At 63.3% G+C, this 19,445-nt stretch carries 15 protein-coding genes; 6 read left to right on the forward strand and 9 right to left on the reverse strand.

Translation table 11 applies throughout. The features are described from left to right. Positions 1 to 4 precede the first annotated feature (4 nt). On the forward strand, positions 5 to 667 hold the full coding sequence (locus NKH98_RS00975; RefSeq protein WP_473556440.1) for a response regulator: 663 nt from the start codon (positions 5 to 7) through the stop codon (positions 665 to 667). Positions 668 to 670: 3 nt separating this feature from the next. On the opposite strand, the gene NKH98_RS00980 is transcribed toward NKH98_RS00975, so the two are convergent. Continuing rightward, a complete protein-coding gene (locus tag NKH98_RS00980) occupies positions 671 to 4,159 on the reverse strand; it encodes a PAS domain-containing hybrid sensor histidine kinase/response regulator (protein ID WP_352895972.1) in 3,489 nt (1,162 codons plus the stop codon). Positions 4,160 to 4,395: 236 nt separating this feature from the next. On the opposite strand from NKH98_RS00980, the gene mscL reads away from it, so the two are divergent. Beyond that, positions 4,396 to 4,818, forward strand: a complete 423-nt coding sequence (gene mscL, locus NKH98_RS00985) for a large conductance mechanosensitive channel protein MscL (RefSeq protein ID WP_254816348.1) — start codon at positions 4,396 to 4,398, stop codon at positions 4,816 to 4,818. Positions 4,819 to 4,929: 111 nt separating this feature from the next. Then, positions 4,930 to 6,096, forward strand: coding sequence for a pyridoxal phosphate-dependent aminotransferase (locus NKH98_RS00990; protein WP_352895975.1), 1,167 nt, complete (start codon positions 4,930 to 4,932; stop codon positions 6,094 to 6,096). 36 nt (positions 6,097 to 6,132) lie between these two features. Here NKH98_RS00990 and hemA read toward each other — a convergent pair whose 3' ends face one another. Next, positions 6,133 to 7,410, reverse strand: a complete 1,278-nt coding sequence (gene hemA / locus NKH98_RS00995) for a 5-aminolevulinate synthase (protein ID WP_352896321.1) — start codon at positions 7,408 to 7,410, stop codon at positions 6,133 to 6,135. A gap of 265 nt (positions 7,411 to 7,675) precedes the next feature. Between hemA and galE the strand changes: the two genes are divergently transcribed. Next, entirely contained in the window at positions 7,676 to 8,671 is a 996-nt protein-coding gene (galE, locus tag NKH98_RS01000) for a UDP-glucose 4-epimerase GalE (RefSeq protein WP_352805350.1), read from the forward strand. 43 nt (positions 8,672 to 8,714) lie between these two features. Further along, positions 8,715 to 9,965, forward strand: a complete 1,251-nt coding sequence (locus NKH98_RS01005) for a D-amino acid dehydrogenase (RefSeq protein ID WP_352895980.1) — start codon at positions 8,715 to 8,717, stop codon at positions 9,963 to 9,965. Positions 9,966 to 10,001: 36 nt separating this feature from the next. Here the strand turns inward: NKH98_RS01005 and NKH98_RS01010 are convergent, their stop codons facing one another. The 7 genes from NKH98_RS01010 to NKH98_RS01040 form a co-directional block, all read right to left on the reverse strand. Continuing rightward, positions 10,002 to 11,372: an FGGY-family carbohydrate kinase gene (locus NKH98_RS01010; protein WP_352895983.1), complete on the reverse strand. Its 1,371-nt coding sequence runs from the start codon at positions 11,370 to 11,372 to the stop codon at positions 10,002 to 10,004. Next, the gene (locus NKH98_RS01015) at positions 11,369 to 11,686 is read right to left on the reverse strand and encodes an L-rhamnose mutarotase (RefSeq protein ID WP_352895986.1); all 318 of its coding nucleotides are present in this window, start codon (positions 11,684 to 11,686) and stop codon (positions 11,369 to 11,371) included. Before NKH98_RS01015 ends, NKH98_RS01010 begins: the two co-directional genes overlap by 4 nt. Next, positions 11,686 to 12,687, reverse strand: coding sequence for an ABC transporter permease (locus NKH98_RS01020; RefSeq protein WP_352895989.1), 1,002 nt, complete (start codon positions 12,685 to 12,687; stop codon positions 11,686 to 11,688). The genes NKH98_RS01015 and NKH98_RS01020 overlap by 1 nt, the downstream gene beginning before the upstream one ends. Continuing rightward, positions 12,684 to 13,661 (reverse strand): ABC transporter permease, encoded by a 978-nt coding sequence (locus tag NKH98_RS01025; protein WP_352475904.1) that lies wholly within the window; start codon positions 13,659 to 13,661, stop codon positions 12,684 to 12,686. The genes NKH98_RS01020 and NKH98_RS01025 overlap by 4 nt, the downstream gene beginning before the upstream one ends. Then, entirely contained in the window at positions 13,658 to 15,199 is a 1,542-nt protein-coding gene (locus tag NKH98_RS01030; protein ID WP_352895992.1) for a sugar ABC transporter ATP-binding protein, read from the reverse strand. Before NKH98_RS01030 ends, NKH98_RS01025 begins: the two co-directional genes overlap by 4 nt. A gap of 83 nt (positions 15,200 to 15,282) precedes the next feature. Continuing rightward, a complete protein-coding gene (gene rhaS, locus NKH98_RS01035; protein WP_254820009.1) occupies positions 15,283 to 16,278 on the reverse strand; it encodes a rhamnose ABC transporter substrate-binding protein in 996 nt (331 codons plus the stop codon). A 54-nt stretch (positions 16,279 to 16,332) separates the two neighbouring features. Continuing rightward, a complete protein-coding gene (locus tag NKH98_RS01040) occupies positions 16,333 to 17,142 on the reverse strand; it encodes a DeoR/GlpR family DNA-binding transcription regulator (RefSeq protein WP_352805334.1) in 810 nt (269 codons plus the stop codon). A gap of 187 nt (positions 17,143 to 17,329) precedes the next feature. On the opposite strand from NKH98_RS01040, the gene NKH98_RS01045 reads away from it, so the two are divergent. After that, positions 17,330 to 19,432, forward strand: coding sequence for a bifunctional rhamnulose-1-phosphate aldolase/short-chain dehydrogenase (locus NKH98_RS01045; protein ID WP_352895995.1), 2,103 nt, complete (start codon positions 17,330 to 17,332; stop codon positions 19,430 to 19,432). Positions 19,433 to 19,445: the final 13 nt, after the last annotated feature.

Raw genomic sequence — 19,445 nt, forward strand, 5'->3', positions numbered from 1 at the left:
AGGGATATCACCGTTGGGCTACACATTCGTCATTGCCGACGATCACCCGCTTTTTCGCGGGGCATTGAGGGAGGCACTCGCGGGCATCGGAGACGTTGCCGCCATTCACGAGGCTGGCGATTTCGAAAGCGCCAAGGCGCTGGTCCTGGCCAATGAGGATGTCGATCTGGTGCTGCTCGATCTCTCGATGCCGGGGGCAAGCGGTCTTTCCGGCCTGATTTCGTTGCGCGGCATCCATCCGGCGGTGCCGATGATGGTGGTCTCGGCGCATGACGATCCGGTGACGATCCGGCGCGCGCTTGATCTCGGCGCCTCCGGCTTCATCTCCAAATCGGCCAGCATGGAGGAGATCCGCAATGCGGTGCAGTCGGTGCTCGCAGGTGATATCGCGGCACCCGCCGGGGTCGATCTGGGCGTCGAGCGCGATCCCGAGATTTCCGACCTGATCAAGCGGCTGCAGGCGCTGACCCCACAGCAGACGCGAGTGCTCGGCATGCTGGCTGAGGGACTGCTCAACAAGCAGATCGCCTATGAGCTCGGGGTCTCCGAAGCGACGATCAAAGCGCATGTCTCGGCTATCCTGCAGAAGCTCGGCGTCGACAGCCGCACCCAGGCGGTCATCCTTTTGTCCAAAATCGGCAGCGACCCGCTGCAGACGGCCGGCTGATCCCTATTCGGCCGCCGGCGCCAGCGGCCTGACCCTGGCCATCATCGAGCGCAGCATCGCCGGTTTCAGCGGTTTGCTGATCACCGGCACGTCGAGCCTGCCGGCGGCGGCGCGAACCTCGCTGGAACGGTCGGCGGTGACCAGCACGGCCGGCAGGTCCTCGCCATGGATCGCACGCAACTGGGCGATCAATTCGAGGCCGGTCCTGTTGTCGAGATGATAGTCGGCAAGCACGATGTCCGGCCGATGCATGCCGGACCTGTCGAGCTCCTCCGCGCCGGAAAGCGTGTCGACGCTGCAGCCCCAGCCCTCGAGCAGGAGCCGCATGCCGTCGAGGATGCGGGCGTCGTTGTCGATGCAGAGCACATTGAGCCCGGCAAGCGAGGCCGCGGCACGGGCAGGCGGCTTCGCCTCCGCCTCGCGTCGCGGCGCCTGCACGGCCGCCACAGGCAGCAGCACGGAAAAGCGTGTGCCCTTGCCGGGGTTGGAAAAGATCCGGATTTCGAGGCGCAGGACGCGGGCGATGCGGTCGACAATGGAGAGCCCAAGGCCAAGGCCTTCCGCCTCGCGTGCGCCTTCGTCCAGCCGGGTGAATTCGCGAAACACGGTGTTCAGCTTGTCGCCGGCAATGCCGATGCCGGTGTCGATCACCTGGATCTCGGCCAGTTCGCCGCGCCGCCGCACGCCGACCAGGATACGGCCACGGCGCGTATACTTGATGGCGTTGGAGACCAGGTTCTGGATCAGGCGGCGCAGCAGATTGCGGTCCGTCATCACGCTGAGCGACGACGGCATGATCGAGAGCTCGAGCTTCTTTTCGGCGGCAAGCGGCCGGAAGTCGTTACCGATCTGGCGCAGCAGCCCGTCGAGGCCGAAGGTCGTATCGTCCGGCTTCATCGCGCCGGCATCGAGGCGCGAAATGTCGAGCACCGCGCCGAGGATGGTCTCGACCGATTCCAGCGACGATTCGATGTTCATCGCCGCCTTGCCGGCAGGCCCCTTGCCGGTCTTCTCGATCAGCGACGAGCAATAGAGGCGGGCGGCGTTCAGCGGCTGCAAGATGTCATGACCGGCGGCAGCGAGGAAGCGGGTCTTGCCGAGATTGGCCTCCTCGGCCAGCATCTGCGCCTGCGCCAGCTCCTCGTTGACGCGGGTGAGCTCGGCGGTGCGGCTCTTCACCCGCTGTTCCAGGGATTCGTTGGCGCGCTTAAGCGCCAGATCCTGCTCGACGCGTCCGGAAATGTCGGCGTAGGTGGCGACGATGCCGCCGTCCGGCATCGGGTTGGAGCGCAATTCGAGAATGCGCCCGCTGGTCTTCAGCTCCATCTGCCAGGGGCTGACGAAGCTGGTCAGGCGGTTCAGCATGGTAACGCGTTGATCTGCCGGTATATCGCCGCGCTCGGCAAGGTGGCGCAGGATACGATCGAGTGAGACGCCGACCTGGCCCATCTCGTCGGGCAGGTCGAACAGCGCCCGGTACTGGCGGTTCCAGCAGATCAACCGAAAATCCCGGTCGAAGACAGTGATGCCCTGTTCCATCTGGTCGAGCGCGATCTGCAGCAGGTCGCGATTGTGCTGCAGCGCCTCGGTGGCGTCGTCGAGCAGGCGGAAGGCGTCCTTGGATTCGCGGTCGTTGCGGCGCAGCAGCAACGACAGGATCAGCCGCGCCGAGGACGAGCCGACGGCGCTGGCCAGAAGCTGCTCGGAGAAACGGATGACATCCATGCTGGCCTGCTCGTTGCCGTGCAGTGAAGTGCCGCTGCTCTTTTCGAATGACTGGAATGACCGCTCGGTGCGTTCGACACCGAGATAGCGCGCAATCGTGTCCTTGAGGTCGTTGACGGTGATGGTGGTGCGGAAGCGGCGCAGGCTCGGCAGCGGCCCCGCCTCGCGCGGCACGAAGATCGACGCCTGGATGCGCTCCAGTGGCACCGACGCCCGCGACAGCGAGCCGAACACAAAAAACAGCGTGTTGATCGACAGGCTCCACAGCACGCCATGGTTCAGCGGCTCGGCGACGGTGCCGAACAGAGCTTGCGGCCGCAACACATCTAAGCCGAACAGGCCGTGGGCGAGGATGCCGGTATCGGGCGCGACGAGCGAGGGAAGCAGCAGCGTATAGCTCCAGACGACGATGCCGGCGACCATGCCAAGTGCGGCACCCCGGCCGTTGGCGCCGCGCCAGACCAGGCCGCCGATCATTGCCGGCGCGAACTGCGCGATCGCGGCGAACGACATCAGGCCGATCGAGGACAGTCGCGCGTTGTTGGTGCTCTCGCGGTAGTAGAGGAAGGCGATAAACAGCATGATGAAGATCGCCGCCCGCCGCACATTCAAGATGAGCGTCGACCAGTCCTCGTTCTCGGAGGTCGTTGTCCGCAGCAATCGCCTCACGAACAGAGGAATGACCAGATCGTTGGAGATCATGATCGACAGCGCAACGCTTTCGACGATCACCATTGCGGTCGCCGCCGACAGGCCGCCGATGAAGGCGGCCATGGCCAGCACGTCGTGGCCGCTGAACAGCGGCAGCGACAGCACATAAAGATCGCTGCTGGTTCTCGTGCCGACCAGTTCCAGGCCGGCCAGCGCGATCGGCAGCACGAACAGGTTGATCGCCACCAGATAGAGCGGAAACACCCATGTCGCGGTGCGCAGCTCGGCCTCGCTGCGGTTTTCGACGATGGTGACGTAGAACTGGCGCGGCAACATGAGGATGGCAAAGCCGCTCAGGCATGTCAGCACCAGCCAGGTAGCGAGCGAGGTGTTGTAGCCCATCGCCTGGCGCACCTGCGTGTTTTCGGCGAGCCGGTCGAACATGTCGCCCGGCCCGCCGAAGATCAGGAACGTGACCATCAGGCCGATCGCCAGGAAAGCGGCGAGCTTGACCACCGTTTCGACTGCCACAGCCAGCACCAGCCCGTCCTGGTGCTCCGTGGCGTCGGCATGGCGCGTGCCGAACAGCACCGCGAACAGCGCCAGCAGCATGGCCACGACCAGCGAGATGTCGCTGACGAACGGATCGAAGGAGGGCGGCGCGCCGGTATAGTGCTCGACCATCAGGCTGACCGAGCCGGAGATTGCCTTCAATTGCAGCGCCATATAGGGCACCGCGCCGATGGTCGCGATCAGTGTGGCGATCGCCGCGACGGCAAAACTCTTGCCGTAGCGGGCGCCGAGAAAGTCGGCGATCGAGGTGATCTTCTCGGTCTTGGCCAGCCTGACAATGCGCTGCAGCAGCGGAAAGCCGAACACAAACACCAGCACCGGTCCGATATAGATGCCGAGGAACTCGAGGCCGCGCTCGGAGGACAGCCCGACCGAGCCGAAGAAGGTCCAGGAGGTGCAGTAGATGGCAAGGCTGAGCGCATAGATGAAGGGCCGGGCGCGGCCGGGGCCGGATGAAGTCGAGCGCCGGTCGCCCAGGCTGGCGATGGCAAACAGCAACGTCACATAGGCAATCGCGATGATGACGATGAACCAGCCCTGCACGCCTCGAACTTCCTCCCTGTGCCGGTTTTGGATCGGCTTGATCAGACGCAATCACAGCTTGGCGATCAAGTCCATCGCGGCTTTTGGCGTATTATATCGGCTGCCTCGGGCAATCGTGACCGGTCGAAACCGGTCTTTTGCTCCTGTTTGCAACCGCAGGTTTTTGCTATCCTGCCTGCTGGTCGATGCCGAGGGCGCGGACGGCAGCACGGCCGGTCAGGACGAGGAGGAGTCGAATGCTGAAAGAGTTTCAGGAATTCATTTCCAGGGGCAATGTGATGGACCTGGCTGTCGGCGTCATCATCGGCGCTGCTTTCGGCAGAATCGTCGACTCCCTGGTCAACGACATCATCATGCCGGTCATCGGGGCGATTTTGGGCGGATTGGACTTCAACAACTACTTTCTGCCCTTGTCCTCGGCTGTTAACGCAACATCGCTGGCGGATGCGAAGAAACAGGGGGCTGTTTTCGCCTATGGCAGCTTCATCACCGTGGCGCTGAACTTCCTTATCCTCGCCTTCATCATCTTCCTGATGGTCAAGGCGGTGAACAATCTGCGCCAGCGGCTGGAGCGCGAGAAACCGGCCGCCCCGGCTGCCCCGCCGCCGGCCGATGTCGCGCTGCTCACCGAAATTCGCGATCTCCTCGCCAGAAAGTAGCGCCTGCGGCAACTTTCTGGACCAAAACCCTGGTCGCTTGCGGCCGGGGTTTTCTGTTTTCGTCCGCCCTGAAACACGCTAGCAGTCGAGCAAACGAAAACGGACCTATCCATGACCTTGATCGATACCTTGCGCGCCGAGGCTCGGGCGGCGCCTGAAAGCGGCATTGTCGCCGTCATGAACCGTGGCCGCGGCCGCGACGGCATGATCCCGCTCTGGGCCGGCGAGGGTGACCTGCCGACGCCCGCCTTCATCGCCGATGCCGCCGCCAAGGCGCTCGCCGACGGCGAAACCTTCTACACCTGGCAGAGAGGCATTCCCGAACTCAGGCAGGCGCTCGCCCGCTACTACACCAGGCATTTCGGCAAGACTTTTGCCAACGAAGAATTCATCGTCACCGGCTCCGGCATGCATGCCATCCAGCTGGCCATCGACGCGGTGGCCGGCAAGGGCGACGAACTCGTCTACCTGTCGCCGGCATGGCCGAACTTCGCCGCCGCCGCAGGCGTCGCAGGCGCCGTGCCAGTCGCGGTCACGCTCGATCAGTCGGGCAATGGCTGGTCCTGCGATATCGACAAGATCGCAGCGGCGATCACACCAAGGACCAAGGCGCTGTTTGTCAACACGCCGTCCAACCCGACCGGCTGGACCGCCGACAAGGAGACGTTGCAGGCGATCCTCGATCTTGCCCGCCAAAGGGGTCTGTGGATTATCGCCGACGAGATCTACTCGCTGTTTCATTACGGCCACGGCCGCGCGCCGTCCTTCATCGACATCATGGCCGATGAGGATCGCATCCTGTTCGTCAATTCCTTTTCCAAGAACTGGGCGATGACCGGCTGGCGCATCGGCTGGATCAAGATCCATCCCGCCTTGCAGCAGGTGTTCGAGAATCTGGTCCAGTATTCGACTTCCGGCGTTGCGCAGTTCATGCAGCGCGGCGCCGTCGTTGCCCTCGATGAGGGCGACGCCTTCATCTTCGAGCAGGTGGAGCGGGCGAGGGCGGCGCGCGACCTGGTGTGCGGTATTCTTGCCGAAACCGGCAGGGCGCGGTTCACCGTGCCGCAGGGCGCATTCTATCTGTTCTTCGCGGTCGACGGCATCACCGATTCCCGCGCTGCCGCCTTCGACATGGTTGACCGCGCCAATGTCGGCCTGGCCCCCGGCACCGCCTTCGGCCCCGGCGGCGAAGCCTTCCTCAGGCTATGCTTCCACCGCCGCCTCGACCAGCTCGAAGAAGCCGCGCACCGGCTGGCGAAATGGATGACGAGTGTGTGAGCTGCCTCGAAGCCCGAGTAGAGTTTCAAACGGGCTTCACCCGCCCGACTTCGGCACCAGCAACGGAATGACGCGGTCGCTCTTGGCTACTGAAGGCCGGCCGGCCGAACCGTAGGGAATCCCCAACGCGTCCCATGTCTCGACCAGCGCGTCCTGCAGGGAGGCAATCAGCGCGTCCGAATGGAACGGTGTAGGCGTGATGCGCAGCCGCTCGGTGCCGCGCGGCACTGTCGGGTAGTTGATCGGCTGGATATAGATGCCGTGCACACCGAGCAGGCGGTCGCTGGCCATCTTGCAGAGCTCGGGATCGCCCACCAGAAGCGGCACGATGTGGGTAGGCGATTCCATCACCGGCAGGCCGGCTGCGGCCAGCACTTGCTTGGTCCGTGTCGCCTGACGCAGCTGCGCGTCGCGCTCGGCCTGCGAACGCTTGAGATGGCGGATCGAGGTGGTTGCCGCTGCAGCGATCGCCGGCGGCAACGCCGTGGTGAAGATGAAGCCCGGCGCATAGGAACGCACCGCGTCGATCACCGCAGTGTTGCCGGCGATGTAGCCGCCAAGCGTGCCGAACGCCTTGGCCAGCGTGCCCTCGATGATGTCGATGCGGTCGGCCAGCCCTTCGCGCTCGGTGATGCCGCCGCCGCGCGGCCCGTACATGCCGACGGCGTGGACCTCGTCGATGTAGGTCATGGCGTTGTAACGCTCGGCGAGTTCGACGATCTGCTTGATCGGCGCGATGTCGCCGTCCATCGAATAGACGCTCTCGAAGACGATCAGCTTGGCGCGCTCGCGGCCGGCCGTCTGCAGCAGGCTTTCGAGATGCACAACGTCATTATGGCGGAAGATCTTCTTCTCGGCGCCCGAGCGCCGCACGCCCTCGATCATCGAAGCGTGGTTGAGTTCGTCCGAGATGATCAGGCAATTGGGAAGCAGCTTTGCAATGGTCGAGATCGACGCCTCGTTTGAAACGAAGCCGGAGGTGAAAACCAGTGCCGCTTCCTTGTCGTGCAGGTCGGCAAGCTCCAGTTCGAGCTCGACCAGCGGGTTGCTGGTGCCGGAGATGTTGCGGGTGCCGCCGGCGCCCGACCCCATCTTGCCTGCCGCCTTCTGGAACGCGGCAATGACGTCGGGATGCTGGCCCATGCCGAGATAATCGTTGGAACACCAGACGGTGATTTCCTCGGCGCGGCCATTGGCGCGCCAGATGGCGCGCGGGAATTTCCCGACGATACGCTCAAGGTCGGCGAAGATGCGGTAGCGACGCTCTGCATGGAGCTGGTCGATCGCTTCCTCGAAAAACCGCTGGTAGTTCATGTCGCCTTCCCAATTTTGCGCGCGATCATAGTCATTGGCCCATTCGTCGTCCACTTGGCCTTTTTGGTCAAAATGCCACGCCCCGAGCCTGTTCCTAACGACCACGGAACGTGGCCTATTCCCTTGATGTGGATCAATCTTGTTTCAGGACAATGCCACGCGCCGATGAGACCGGTTACGGCAGGTTCTAATGGCTCGGCGGCAGGTTTTCCAGTAAGGCGACGATTGAGACAGTTCCGACAAATCATGAATAGCGAGGATGCGGATGACGGTTTTGGTGACAGGCGGGGCCGGCTATATCGGTAGCCATATGGTCTGGGAATTGCTGGACACGGGTGACAGCGTCGTCGTCCTCGACCGGCTTTCCACCGGCTTTGAATGGGCAGTGGCTCCGGAAGCAAAGCTCGTTGTCGGCGACGTCGCCGACAGGGAACTGGTTGCCTCGATCATCCGCGACAATAAGGTCGACGCGATCATCCATTTCGCCGGCTCGATCGTGGTCCCCGAATCGGTAGCCGACCCGCTTGCCTATTACGAGAACAACACCTGCAAGACGCGCACCTTGATCGAGACCGCGGTGCGCGAAGGCGTGCCCAATTTCATCTTTTCCTCGACCGCCGCCGTCTATGGCGGCGCCGGCCTGGAGCCGGTACGCGAGGATGCCCGGCTTGCGCCGGAATCGCCCTATGGCCTGTCCAAGCTGATGAGCGAATGGATGCTGCGCGACGCGGCGATTGCCCATGGGTTGCGCTATACGGCGCTGCGCTATTTCAACGTCGCCGGCGCCGATCCGAAGGGCCGCACCGGCCAGTCGACGCCCGGTGCCACGCATCTGATCAAGGTCGCCTGCGAGACGGCGCTCGGCAAGCGCTCCTTCATGCAGGTGTTCGGCACCGACTATCCGACGCCGGACGGCACCTGCATGCGCGACTATATCCACGTCAGCGACCTGGCGGCGGCGCATCGGCTGGCGCTGCAGCGGCTGCGTGCCGGCGGATCGAGCCTGGTCGCCAATTGTGGTTACAGCCACGGCTATTCGGTGCTCGAGGTCATCGACAGCGTCCGCCGCGTCTTCGGCCATGATTTCGAGGTACGGATGGGCGATCGCCGCGCCGGCGACGCCGCCGCGGTCGTCGCCAATTCGGAGCTGGCGCGCGGCGAGCTCGGCTGGGCCCCGCAGCGCGACAACCTCGACCAGATCGTTGCCGATGCGCTTGCCTGGGAGCGCATCCTGACCAGCAAGAATTCGGCTCTGGGGTGAAGTGGGCTCTCCGCAAAGGTTGGTTCGGCGCGCTGGGGGCGGAATGAAAATACTGGTGCTTGGGGCCGGCGTCGTTGGTACGGCGGCGGCCTATTATCTGGCCAGCGACGGCCATGAGGTGACGGTGATCGAGCGCCATCCGGCGGCAGCACGCGGCACCAGCCGGTCGAATGCCGGCCTGGTGTCGCCCGGAGACGCCACCGCCTGGGCCTCGCCAGCCGCGCTGAAGACGTTCCTGCGCGGCCTCTACAACCACGATCTCGGCATCAAGGTGCGGCTGCGCTTTGATCCGTATTTTTTCGCCTGGAGCCTGCGCTTCCTGCGCCAGTGCACGCATAAGCGCATGCGCGCCAACACCGACGTCAAGCTGCGTCTGGCGCTCTATTCGCGCGACTGCATCAACGCCGTCTCCGCCGAAACCGGCATCCACTATGACGAGCGCAAGAAAGGCATTCTCTATTTCTTCCGCTCGCAGCAAAGCTTTGATACCGGCACCGACAATTATCGTTATCTCGGCGAACACGGCCTGCCGATCGAGATCGTCGGCCGCGACCGGCTGGTTGAGCTCGAGCCCGGCCTTGCCGCCGCCAAGGACAAGATAGCCGGCGGCGTCTATTCGCCGATCGACCAGACCGGCGACTCCAGCCAATTCACGCAGCGCCTCGCTGCCTATGCCGCCGAGAAACTCGGTGTCCAGTTCCTCTACGGCACCACTGTCGCAGGCCTCGACATCGACGGCGGCCGAGTGCGCGCGGTGATGACGTCGGCCGGCCCGGTGGCCGGCGATGCGGTGGTCATCTCGATGGGGCCGGAGAGCGGCCTGCTCGGCCGCCGCTACGGCATCGACCTGCCCGTCTATCCCGTGAAGGGCTATACCGTGACTGTTCCGCTGGAAGATGAAAGCAAGGGGCCGATCATGGGCGGCGCCGACGAGGACCGGCTGATCGGCTATTCCAGGCTGGGAAATCGGCTGCGGATGTCCTCGACGGCCGAGTTCACCGGTTTCGACCGCACGTTCAAGCCGCGCGATTTCAACTCGATCCTGAACACCGGCAAGGACCTGTTCCCCGGCGCTTTCGACGAGAGCAAGGCCGAGCTCTGGGCTGGACTTCGCCCGATGATGCCGAACTCCGTGCCGGTCATCGGCCGGGCGCGGTACGACAATCTCTACCTCGACACCGGCCACGGCCATCTCGGCTGGACCATGGCCTGCGGCTCGGGAAAGTTCCTTGCCGACATAGTTGCCGGCCGCAAGCCGGAGATCGATCCGCAGGGATTGCTCTACGTGGGCTAGGCATCTCCGAACATCAGGACGCCATGAGCTCGGCGGTCAGGCTCGTTCGTCGACCGCCGAACGCCAGGAGCGCACGTAACTTGTCCAGACCGGATCGGCCGACGGTTCGGTCCTTTCGCCTCTGCCTTGCGGTGTCCCCTGGTCCGACGCCAGCAAGGCGGCGCCGATGCTGGTGCCTGTCGCAGCCTCGGAGGCAGTGACGGCGCGTGCTGTCGCCGCAGCCAGCATGCGGGTGAACAGCCGGTTGCGGGCGAAGGGTCCTTCGACGATGGTTGACCCCTCGGCGCCGATCAGGTCGAGGCAGGTCGCGGTCATCAGCGCCAGGTAGAACGAAATGGCGACAAAGCGCTGGCCGGTGGTGATGCCTTCGGCACCGAGCCATGCGGCGGCGTGATGCGGAAACGGCCCCGAGCCCTGTTGCGTGGAAGGCAGCAGCATTGTCTTGTGCGCCAGCACTGCGGCGACATCGTCTGCCGTCCAGTCTTCCGATTGGCCCTCAGTCAGCAGGGAGAACTCACGGCCGCCCATGAAGCGCGCCGACGGCACGGGATCGCCGAGTGCGTTGACATTGACCAGCGTGTCGCGTGCCGGATCGAGCGTGACCTTGCTGCCGCCGACCGCCATCGACACCACCCAGGTGCCGGTCGAGACGACGCAGAAAGGCGGCTTGTCGGATAGAAGATGCGGCAGCAGCGAGGCGTTGGAATCGTGCAGGCCGCAAAACACCGGCGTTTGCGGGTCGAGGCCGGTTTGCCGCGCCAGAGCGGGCAGGATCGGGCCCAGGCGGTCCTTGGCCTGCCGCACCGGCGCCATTAGCCGGCGCCATTGCAGCCGGTCGACCAGCGAGGAAAAATCCGCTTTCCACGGGTTCCATAGATCAGTGTGGCAGCCGAGCGACGTCACTTCGCTGGCGGCGACGCCGGTCAGGCGCAAGGCCCAATATTGCGGATACATCAGCATCGCGGCGGTTCTGGCGAAATCCGCCGGAAAGCGCTTCTGCTGCCAGAACAGCTGCGCACCGAGATTGAGGCCGGCCGGCAGGCGCGGCGTGCCGGTCTCGGAGAACGCGGGACGGATCGTGTCATAGTCCCTGGCAAGGGCATCCGGCCCGTCGAATTCGTAGTCGAGCACCGGCAGCGCCAGTTCGCCTGATGCGTCGACCAGCACGCCCGTTGCGCCATGGGTGGTGATCGATATCGCATCGATGCGCTGCTCGCGATCGATCTCGGCCAGGCTGCCGAGGATAAACGCCCATAACCGCTCGACGTCATGGTGGGGGTACTGGCCTTGCCGAACCGGCTCGTTCGCCACTGTGCACAGGGCCACTTCGCTCGATGTGGCGAGATCGACCAGCGCCACCTTGGCGTTGGTCTTGCCGATATCGATGACGGCGACGTTGCGGGTCATTCCATATGGAACATTGTTTCCAGCGGCACCGCCACCGGCTCGTTGTTCGGCCTGGTCTCCATGATGTCCGCCATCTCGGCCCACCAACGCTGCATCACCGGATGCTTCGGCAATTCGTCCATCCCGTGGTCATCGCGTCGCCACAGCACGCCGAACAGGGTGTTGGTCTCCTCGTCGAGATGGATCGAATAATCGGAGATACCGGCCTGTTTCAGCAACGCTACGAGTGACGGCCGGATGTCGTCGTGGCGCCTCTTGTATTCGGCCTTCATGCCCGGATTGAGCTTCATCTTGAACGCATATTTTTCGGGCATCAGGCAAAGCGCTCCCGCCGTACGCGCCGCCACAGGATCGGCAGTGCGATGACGATGATCAGCAGCAGGCCGATGAAGATCGACATGACGATCCCCGGCACGTTGAGCAGGCCGAGGCCGAAGGTCACCAGTCCCATGATGAACGCCGCCAGCACCACACCCAGAATGCTGCCGGCGCCGCCCAGGATGCTGACGCCGCCGAGCACCACCATGGTGATGACTTCCAGCTCGTAGCCCTGCGCGATGGACGGCCGGGTCGAGCCGAGCCGCGATGTGATCAGCACCGAGGCGATGCCCGCCATCAGGCCGGTCAGGCAAAACAGGATGAATTTGATGCGGCCGACACGTACGCCGGAAAACTGCGCCGCGACCGGGTTGTTGCCGATGGCAAAGACCCGGCGGCCGAAGCTCGTCCGGTGCAGAAGGAACCAGTAGACGACTGCCGCGATCAGGAACAGCGTCAGTTCGAACGACACCACCCACCAGACATAGCCCTGGCCGAAGAAGGCGAAGCTCGCGGGATAGCCCTTGTAGGCCTGGTCGCCCAGGATGATGAAGGCAATGCCGCGAAACAGGCTCATCGTGCCGATGGTGACGACGATCGACGGCAAGCCGAGCCTGGTGACGAGCACGCCGTTGAAGGCGCCGCAGCCGAGCCCGACGACGATGCCAATTGCCACCAGCACCGGCGTGCCGGCGCCGGCCTGCACCGCCATGCCCATCATTGTCGAGGCGAGTGCGATGATGGCGGCGACCGACAGGTCGATTTCGCCGGAGATGATTAGCAGCGCCATGGCCAGCGCGATCAGCGCCTTTTCCGTGAAGTTGAAGGTCAGGTCCGAGAGCGACCACGCGTCGAGGAAATAGGGCGAGGCAAAACTGTTGACGGCAAAGATGGCGACCGCCACCGCGACGAGCAGCGCCTCCCAGGAGAAGACCGCCGCGGTGAAAGGGTTGTCGAGCCGGTCGGGAATGTGGCGTGGAGCAGGGGTGTCGGTCATGCCGCTTCCGCCTTCTTGAGAATGATGCGGCCTTGCCGGCGTTCGCCGCGTGCGTTGAGCACCACGGCCAGGATGATGGCGCTGCCTGAAATCGCCATCTGCCAGAAGGGTGAAATGTTGATCACCGGCAGCGCGTTGGAGATGATGCCGAGGAACAGCGCGCCGAGCACCGCGCCGCCGACCGAACCGATGCCGCCGGCAATCGAAATGCCGCCGATGACGCAGGCGGCGATGATATTGAGCTCATAACCATTCGCGACCTCGACCGAGGCGATGACGTAGCGCGAGATCCACAGATAGCCGCAGAGGCCGCCGATCATCCCCGAGATGCAGAAGACGATGAATTTCGTCCGGCCGACATCGATGCCGGCATAGACCGATGCGGTCGGGTTGACGCCGATGGCATAGATCGAGCGGCCGAGCGCGGTGCGCGTCATCACGAGGAAAAACAATGCAATGACCAGTATGGCGATCCAGGACAGAACCGGAATGCCGAGGAAAGCCGTGCGCTGCAGGCCGATGAACTCAGCGCTCATCTGGTCGGCGTTGACCCAGGCGCCGCCTGATATGACGAAGGTGGCGCCGCGGTAGATTGTGAGGGTGCCGAGCGTTACCACGATCGAGGGAATGTTCAACCGCCATACCAGCAGGCCGTTGATGGCGCCGAGCACCAGGCCGACCAGCAGTGCGATGACGATCAGCAGCGGGATCGGGATCGCCGGATGCGCGGCGTTCAGCATCGCCACCACCATGCCGGTGAAGCAGAGGTTGGAAGCCATCGACAGGTCGATCGAGCGGGTCAGGATGACGACCATCTGACCGAGCGCCAGGATCATCAGGATCGACGTGTCGTTGAACACCTGGCGCAGATTGGCAGGATCGGCAAAACCTGGAAACCGCGTTGAGATCAGCCCGATCAGCACGACGATTGCCGCCAGCAGCCAGACCTCGCGATATCTGAGAAAAGGCTTCATGACGCGATCCCCGCTGCCGTCCTGACCAAGGTTTCGGGGTCGAGCCCCTTATTGTCGTAGACCGCGGCAATGCGGCCCTCGCGCATGACGACGACGCGGTCGGACATGCCGAGGATTTCCGGCAGTTCGGACGACACCATGATCACCGACAGGCCTTGCGCGACGAGCTCGGCCATGAAGCCGTGCACGGCCGCCTTGGAGCCGATGTCGATGCCCTTCGTCGGCTCGTCCAGGATGATCACTTTGGGCGCGGTCGCCAGCCATTTGGCGATGACGATCTTCTGCTGGTTGCCGCCCGACAGCGTGCCGACGTCCTGGCTGAGCGAAGAGGCGCGCAGATCGAGCCGCTCTGTGTAGGAACGGGCCAGCGCGAACTCTTCGGCCAGCCGCAACATGCCGGACTTGGATGTCCGTTTGAGCGAAGGCAGCGAGACATTCTGGAAGATCGGCAGGCCGATCACCACACCTTGTTTGCCGCGTTCCTCCGGCACATAGACGATGCCGGCATCGATCGAATCCGCCGCCGATTTCGGCGCGATCGCCTTGCCTTCCAGCGTGATCGTGCCGCGGCTGGTGCGGGTGATGCCCGATATCGCCTGCATCACCTCGCTGCGCCCGGCGCCGACAAGGCCGTAGAAGCCAAGGATTTCGCCCCTGTGCAGCTCGAAGCCTATGTCGTCGAACTCGGTCGGGTGCGACAGGCCGGAGACGGCCAGCACCGGCGCGCCGATCTCGGCCTTGCGCTGCGGAAAGATGTGATCGACCGAGCGGCCGACCATCATGCGCACGATCTGGCTCTGGCCGGCGTCCTTGATCAGGCCTTCGCCGACCATCTCGCCATCGCGGAACACGGTATAGCGGTCGGCGATGCGGTAGATCTCATCGAATTTGTGGCTGATGAACAGGATCGCCTTGCCGTCGCTCTTGAGGAATTCGATCAGCAGGAAAAGCTCTTCGATCTCCTTCATCGAAAGCGCTGCCGTCGGCTCGTCCATGATGACGATCCGGGCGTCGATCGACATGGCGCGGGCAACCGCCACGAGGTGCTTGTTGGCGATGCCGAGATCCTTCAGCCTGGCGTCGGCTTCGATATGGCCGGCGCCCATCGTGTCGAGCACCTCACGGGCATTCTTGCGCATGGTGCGCCAGTCGATGGTTTTGAAACGCGTGCGCGGCGCATGGCCGAGGAAGATGTTTTCGGCCACCGTCAGATCGTCGAACAGCACCGTTTCCTGGTGGATGGCGGTGATGCCGTGCCCGAACGCGGCGTGCGCGCTGGGCAGTGTGACCGGCTGGCCGTCGATGCTGATGGTGCCAGCATCCGGCTGGTAGATGCCGGTCATTAGTTTGACCAGCGTCGACTTGCCGGCGCCGTTTTCGCCGATCAGCGCGGTTACCTGGCCGGGATAGAGCGACAGGCCGACGTCGTGCAGCGCGCGCACGCCGGGAAAGCTTTTCGAGATGCCGGACAGCGTCAGGCGCGGTCCGGAGGACAAAGGCGCTTCCTTCGCCATTTCGTGTTGGGCTGTCGTGTCCATAATCGTATCAAGCCCTGAAACAAGGTTCGTTTGAAAGTGCGGCGGGACCTGAGCCCCGCCGCACGGTTTCGAAGGCTCCAGGATCAATAGATCTTGGAAAACTTTTCGATGTTCGACTTGTCGAACTGGAAGGGCGGAGCCATGGCAGCCGAGTTGGTATCGTCGAGCGTGACCTTGCCGACGCGGCCGATTGACAGCGTAGCACCGGGCTTGGCTTCTTCCTTCTTCACCGCCAGGTCGTGGGCGAGGTAGACGGCGGAGTAGCCGAGATCGATCGGGTTCCACAGGGCAACCGCTTGGCTGGCGCCATTGTCGATGAACTTCTTGAACTCCGACGGCAGGGCCAGGCCGGTGACGTTGACTTTGCCGATCAGGCCTTCGTCGGTCACCACCTGCGCGGCGGCAACGACGCCGACCGTGGTCGGTGCGATGATCGCCTTGAGGTTCGGATAGGACTTCAAAAGACCCTTGGCTTCATCCGTGCTCTTGGCCGAGTCGTCGTCGCCATAGACGGTGGCGACGAGCTTGATCTTGGGGAACTTCTCCGGCAGCACCTTCTTGGCCGCGTCGATCCAGGCATTCTGGTTGGTCGCCGTCGACGAAGCCGACAGGATGGCGACGTCGCCGCCTTCAGGCAGGTAGTCGGCGGCAAGCTTGATGATGGTCTCGCCGATCAGGTTGGTGTCGGAGGGGTTGAGGTGAAGCTGGCGTCCTTCCGGCGCGACGCCCGAATCCCACGAGATGACGGTGATGCCGCGCTCCATCGCCTTCTTGAGCACCGGCACCAGCGCGTCGGCGTCGTTCGCCGAAATGGCGATGGCGTTGACCTTCTGTGCGATCAGCGAATTGACCACTTCGATCTGCGCTTCGGCGGTCGCCTTGGTCGGGCCGGTGTAGATGATGTCGACATCGCCTAGTTCCTTGGCCGCCTCTTCGGCGCCTTTGTTGGCAGCGTCGAAGAAGCCGTTGCCGAGCGACTTCACCACCAGCGCGATCTTGACGTTCTCGGCATAGGCGGCATTCACGAACATGGCGGCGGAGAACGCCGCCGTAACCATCAATTTCCTAAAGAAGCTCATCGAATATCCTCCCTTGAGCGTTGCATTCCATCGCCGCTGCGGGCGTGAGTTTTCTCAGGCCTGCAGCGAAGATTCTTCCTTATTGCTTGCCGTTGTGCGGGCGATGATCAGCGTCACGCCGGCGGTCTCCAGCATCTTGGCTTCGCGATCCTCGATGCCGTCGTCGGTGATCACCGTGGCGATGCGCGACAGGCCGCACAGGATCAGGCTCGAGCGTTTGCGGAACTTCGAGGAATCGACCAGCACCACCAACTCGTCTGCCTGGTCGATCAGTTTCTGCTCGGCCTGGATCAGCAACGGGTCGCCTTCCATCAGACCGAGCGGCCCTAGCCCTTGCGCGCCCATGAACATGCGGCGCGCGTAGAAATTCCGCGTCACGTCATTGTCGAACGGCGACAGGATGATGTTCTGCTCGCGGTAGATGGTGCCGCCCGACAGCATCACCGTGTTCTTGGAGTGCCTGAGCAAGTGCTCGGCGATCGGGAAGGAATTGGTGAAGATCGGCATGCGGCGGCCGGTCAGGAAATGCACCATCTGGAAGGTGGTGGTGCCGCCATTGATGATGATCGGCTCGCCGTCCTTGCACAGATCCACGGCTTCCCGCGCGATTGCCCGCTTCTGCGAAGCATTGATGGTCTCGTTGACGGAAAAGGGCCGGCCGGCAAGGCCGATGAACTGCGGCGGCGAAAGCGCCTCGGCCCCGCCGCGCACGCGGCGCAGCCGTTTTTGCACATGCAATGCCGCGATGTCGCGCCGGATCGTCGCCTCCGACGACTCCGTCAGGTCGACCATCTCCTGCACCGTCACCACAGGTTTTTCCTGGACGGCGGACAGAATGATCCTGTGGCGCTCTTTTTCGTGCATGGTTCCTCCCTGCTTGAGCATCTAGGCACCCAAAGCGCGCAGTGTCAATCATTTCCGATCAGATAATTTCATTGTGCAGTGCAATATGATTGATGTTGATCGTTTGTGATTGACAAGACGGCCGCTTGCGTAGAAATTCGCATAAAAGGGACCCGCGCCGTTTGCGTGTCCCAAAGGGAGGATATCTATGCTCGACAAGCGCTCCGGCACGCGCCTCGCCAATCTTTGGGATGACGCAAAAGCGCAAGCAATGAGCGAACCGGAACGTCTGGTCTATCGCTCGAACGTCCTTGGCTCCGACAAGCGCGTCACCAATTATGGCGGCGGCAACACCTCCTCCAAGATCTGGCAAAACGATCCGCTCACCGGCGAAAGCGTGGAAGTGCTGTGGGTCAAGGGCTCGGGCGGCGACAGCGCCTCGATCAAGCTCGACGGCTTCGCCACGCTCTACATGGATAAACTGCGGGCGCTGAAGGGTCTCTATCGCGGCCTCGAACATGAAGACGAGATGGTCGGCTATCTGCCTCATTGCACCTTCAATCTCAACCCGCGCGCGGCCTCGATCGACACGCCGCTGCATGCCTTCGTGCCGAAGCCTTATGTCGATCATATGCATCCCGACGCCATCATCGCCATTGCCGCCGCCAAGGATTCGCAGGCGCTGACCAAGGAGATCTTCGGCGACACGATCGGCTGGCTGCCATGGAAACGTCCGGGCTTCGAACTCGGCCTGTGGCTGGAGAAATTCTGCCTCGAGAACCCCGACGCCAAGGGCGTCGTGCTGGCCAGCCATGGTCTGTTCAGCTGGGGCGACACGCCGAAGGAATGCTACGAGACGACGATCTCGGTGATCAACCAGGCAATCGACTGGTTCGAGCGCAAGAGCCAGGGCAAGCCGATCTTCGGCGGCGAAGTCGTCAAATCGCTCGATGCGCCGGCGCGTCGCGCCGTGGCCGCAAAACTGATGCCGAGGATCCGCGGCCTGATCTCCGAGAACAGCCACAAGCTCGGCCATTTCGATGATTCCCCTGCCGTGCTCGAATTCGTCAATTCCAGGGATTTGCGGCCGCTGGCGGCACTCGGCACGTCCTGCCCGGACCATTTCCTGCGCACCAAGATCCGGCCGCTGGTCATCGAGTTCGACCCTCAAAATCCCGACGTCGATGCCGTCATTGCCCGTCTTGCCGATGACGTGGCGGAGTATCGCGTCGGCTATCAGGCTTATTATGACCGCTGCAAGCACCCGGATTCGCCGCCGGTGCGCGATCCCAACGCCGTCGTCTATCTGGTGCCCGGCGTCGGCATGTTCACCTTCGCCGGCGACAAGGCGACGGCGCGCATTTCGGGCGAATTCTACGTCAACGCCATCAACGTCATGCGCGGCGCCTCGACGGTGTCGGCCTATGTCGGCCTGCCCGACCAGGAAGCCTTCGACATCGAATACTGGCTGCTCGAAGAGGCAAAGCTGCAGCGCCTGCCGAAACCAAAGGCCCTTGCCGGCCAGATTGCGCTGGTCACCGGTGGCGCCGGCGGCATCGGCCGGGCCACCGCCAACCGGCTGCTGCGCGAAGGCGCCTGCGTCGTGCTGGCCGACATCGACGAAGCAGCCCTTGCCAGCGCCAATAACGAGCTTGCCAAGGCCTATGGCAAGGATTTCGTGCGGCCCGTCGTCATCAACGTCACGTCCGAGGACCAGGTGATCTCCGGTTTTGCCGAGACGGCTGTCGAATTCGGCGGCATCGATATCCTCGTGTCGAATGCCGGTCTGGCCTCCTCGGCGCCGATCGAGGAAACCACGCTGGCGCTGTGGAATAAGAACATGGACATCTTGTCGACCGGCTACTTCCTCGTTTCGCGCGAAGCGTTCCGGCTGTTTCGGGCGCAGAAGATCGGCGGTAACGTCGTCTTCGTCGCTTCCAAGAACGGGCTTGCCGCATCGCCCAACGCCGCCGCCTATTGCACGGCCAAGGCCGCCGAGATCCATCTGGCACGCTGCCTGGCGCTGGAAGGCGCGGAAGCACAGATCAGGGTCAATGTCGTCAATCCCGACGCCGTGCTGCGCGGCTCGAAGATCTGGAGCGGCGAGTGGAAGGAACAGCGCGCCGCCGCCTACAAGATGTCGACCGACGATCTCGAGGAGCATTACCGCTCGCGTTCGATGCTGAAGCGCTCGGTATTCCCAGAGGACATCGCCGAAGCGATCTATTTCTTCGCCTCCGATATGTCGGCAAAATCGACCGGCAACATCATCAACGTCGACGCCGGCAACGCGCAGAGTTTTACGCGATAAGCGACCGTCTTTG

The organism is Mesorhizobium sp. M0833 (assembly GCF_040319905.1).
Lineage (GTDB): Bacteria > Pseudomonadota > Alphaproteobacteria > Rhizobiales > Rhizobiaceae > Mesorhizobium.

Excerpts from the sequence above, each read along its gene's own strand:
- mscL (WP_254816348.1), top strand. The coding sequence starts at position 4,396 with ATGCTGAAAGAGTTTCAGGAATTCATTTCCAGGGGCAATGTGATGGAC.
- NKH98_RS00990 (WP_352895975.1), top strand. The coding sequence starts at position 4,930 with ATGACCTTGATCGATACCTTGCGCGCCGAGGCTCGGGCGGCGCCTGAA.
- hemA (WP_352896321.1), bottom strand. The coding sequence starts at position 7,410 with ATGAACTACCAGCGGTTTTTCGAGGAAGCGATCGACCAGCTCCATGCA.
- galE (WP_352805350.1), top strand. The coding sequence starts at position 7,676 with ATGACGGTTTTGGTGACAGGCGGGGCCGGCTATATCGGTAGCCATATG.
- NKH98_RS01005 (WP_352895980.1), top strand. The coding sequence starts at position 8,715 with ATGAAAATACTGGTGCTTGGGGCCGGCGTCGTTGGTACGGCGGCGGCC.
- NKH98_RS01010 (WP_352895983.1), bottom strand. The coding sequence starts at position 11,372 with ATGACCCGCAACGTCGCCGTCATCGATATCGGCAAGACCAACGCCAAG.
- NKH98_RS01015 (WP_352895986.1), bottom strand. The coding sequence starts at position 11,686 with ATGCCCGAAAAATATGCGTTCAAGATGAAGCTCAATCCGGGCATGAAG.
- NKH98_RS01020 (WP_352895989.1), bottom strand. The coding sequence starts at position 12,687 with ATGACCGACACCCCTGCTCCACGCCACATTCCCGACCGGCTCGACAAC.
- NKH98_RS01025 (WP_352475904.1), bottom strand. The coding sequence starts at position 13,661 with ATGAAGCCTTTTCTCAGATATCGCGAGGTCTGGCTGCTGGCGGCAATC.
- NKH98_RS01030 (WP_352895992.1), bottom strand. The coding sequence starts at position 15,199 with ATGGACACGACAGCCCAACACGAAATGGCGAAGGAAGCGCCTTTGTCC.
- rhaS (WP_254820009.1), bottom strand. The coding sequence starts at position 16,278 with ATGAGCTTCTTTAGGAAATTGATGGTTACGGCGGCGTTCTCCGCCGCC.
- NKH98_RS01040 (WP_352805334.1), bottom strand. The coding sequence starts at position 17,142 with ATGCACGAAAAAGAGCGCCACAGGATCATTCTGTCCGCCGTCCAGGAA.
- NKH98_RS01045 (WP_352895995.1), top strand. The coding sequence starts at position 17,330 with ATGCTCGACAAGCGCTCCGGCACGCGCCTCGCCAATCTTTGGGATGAC.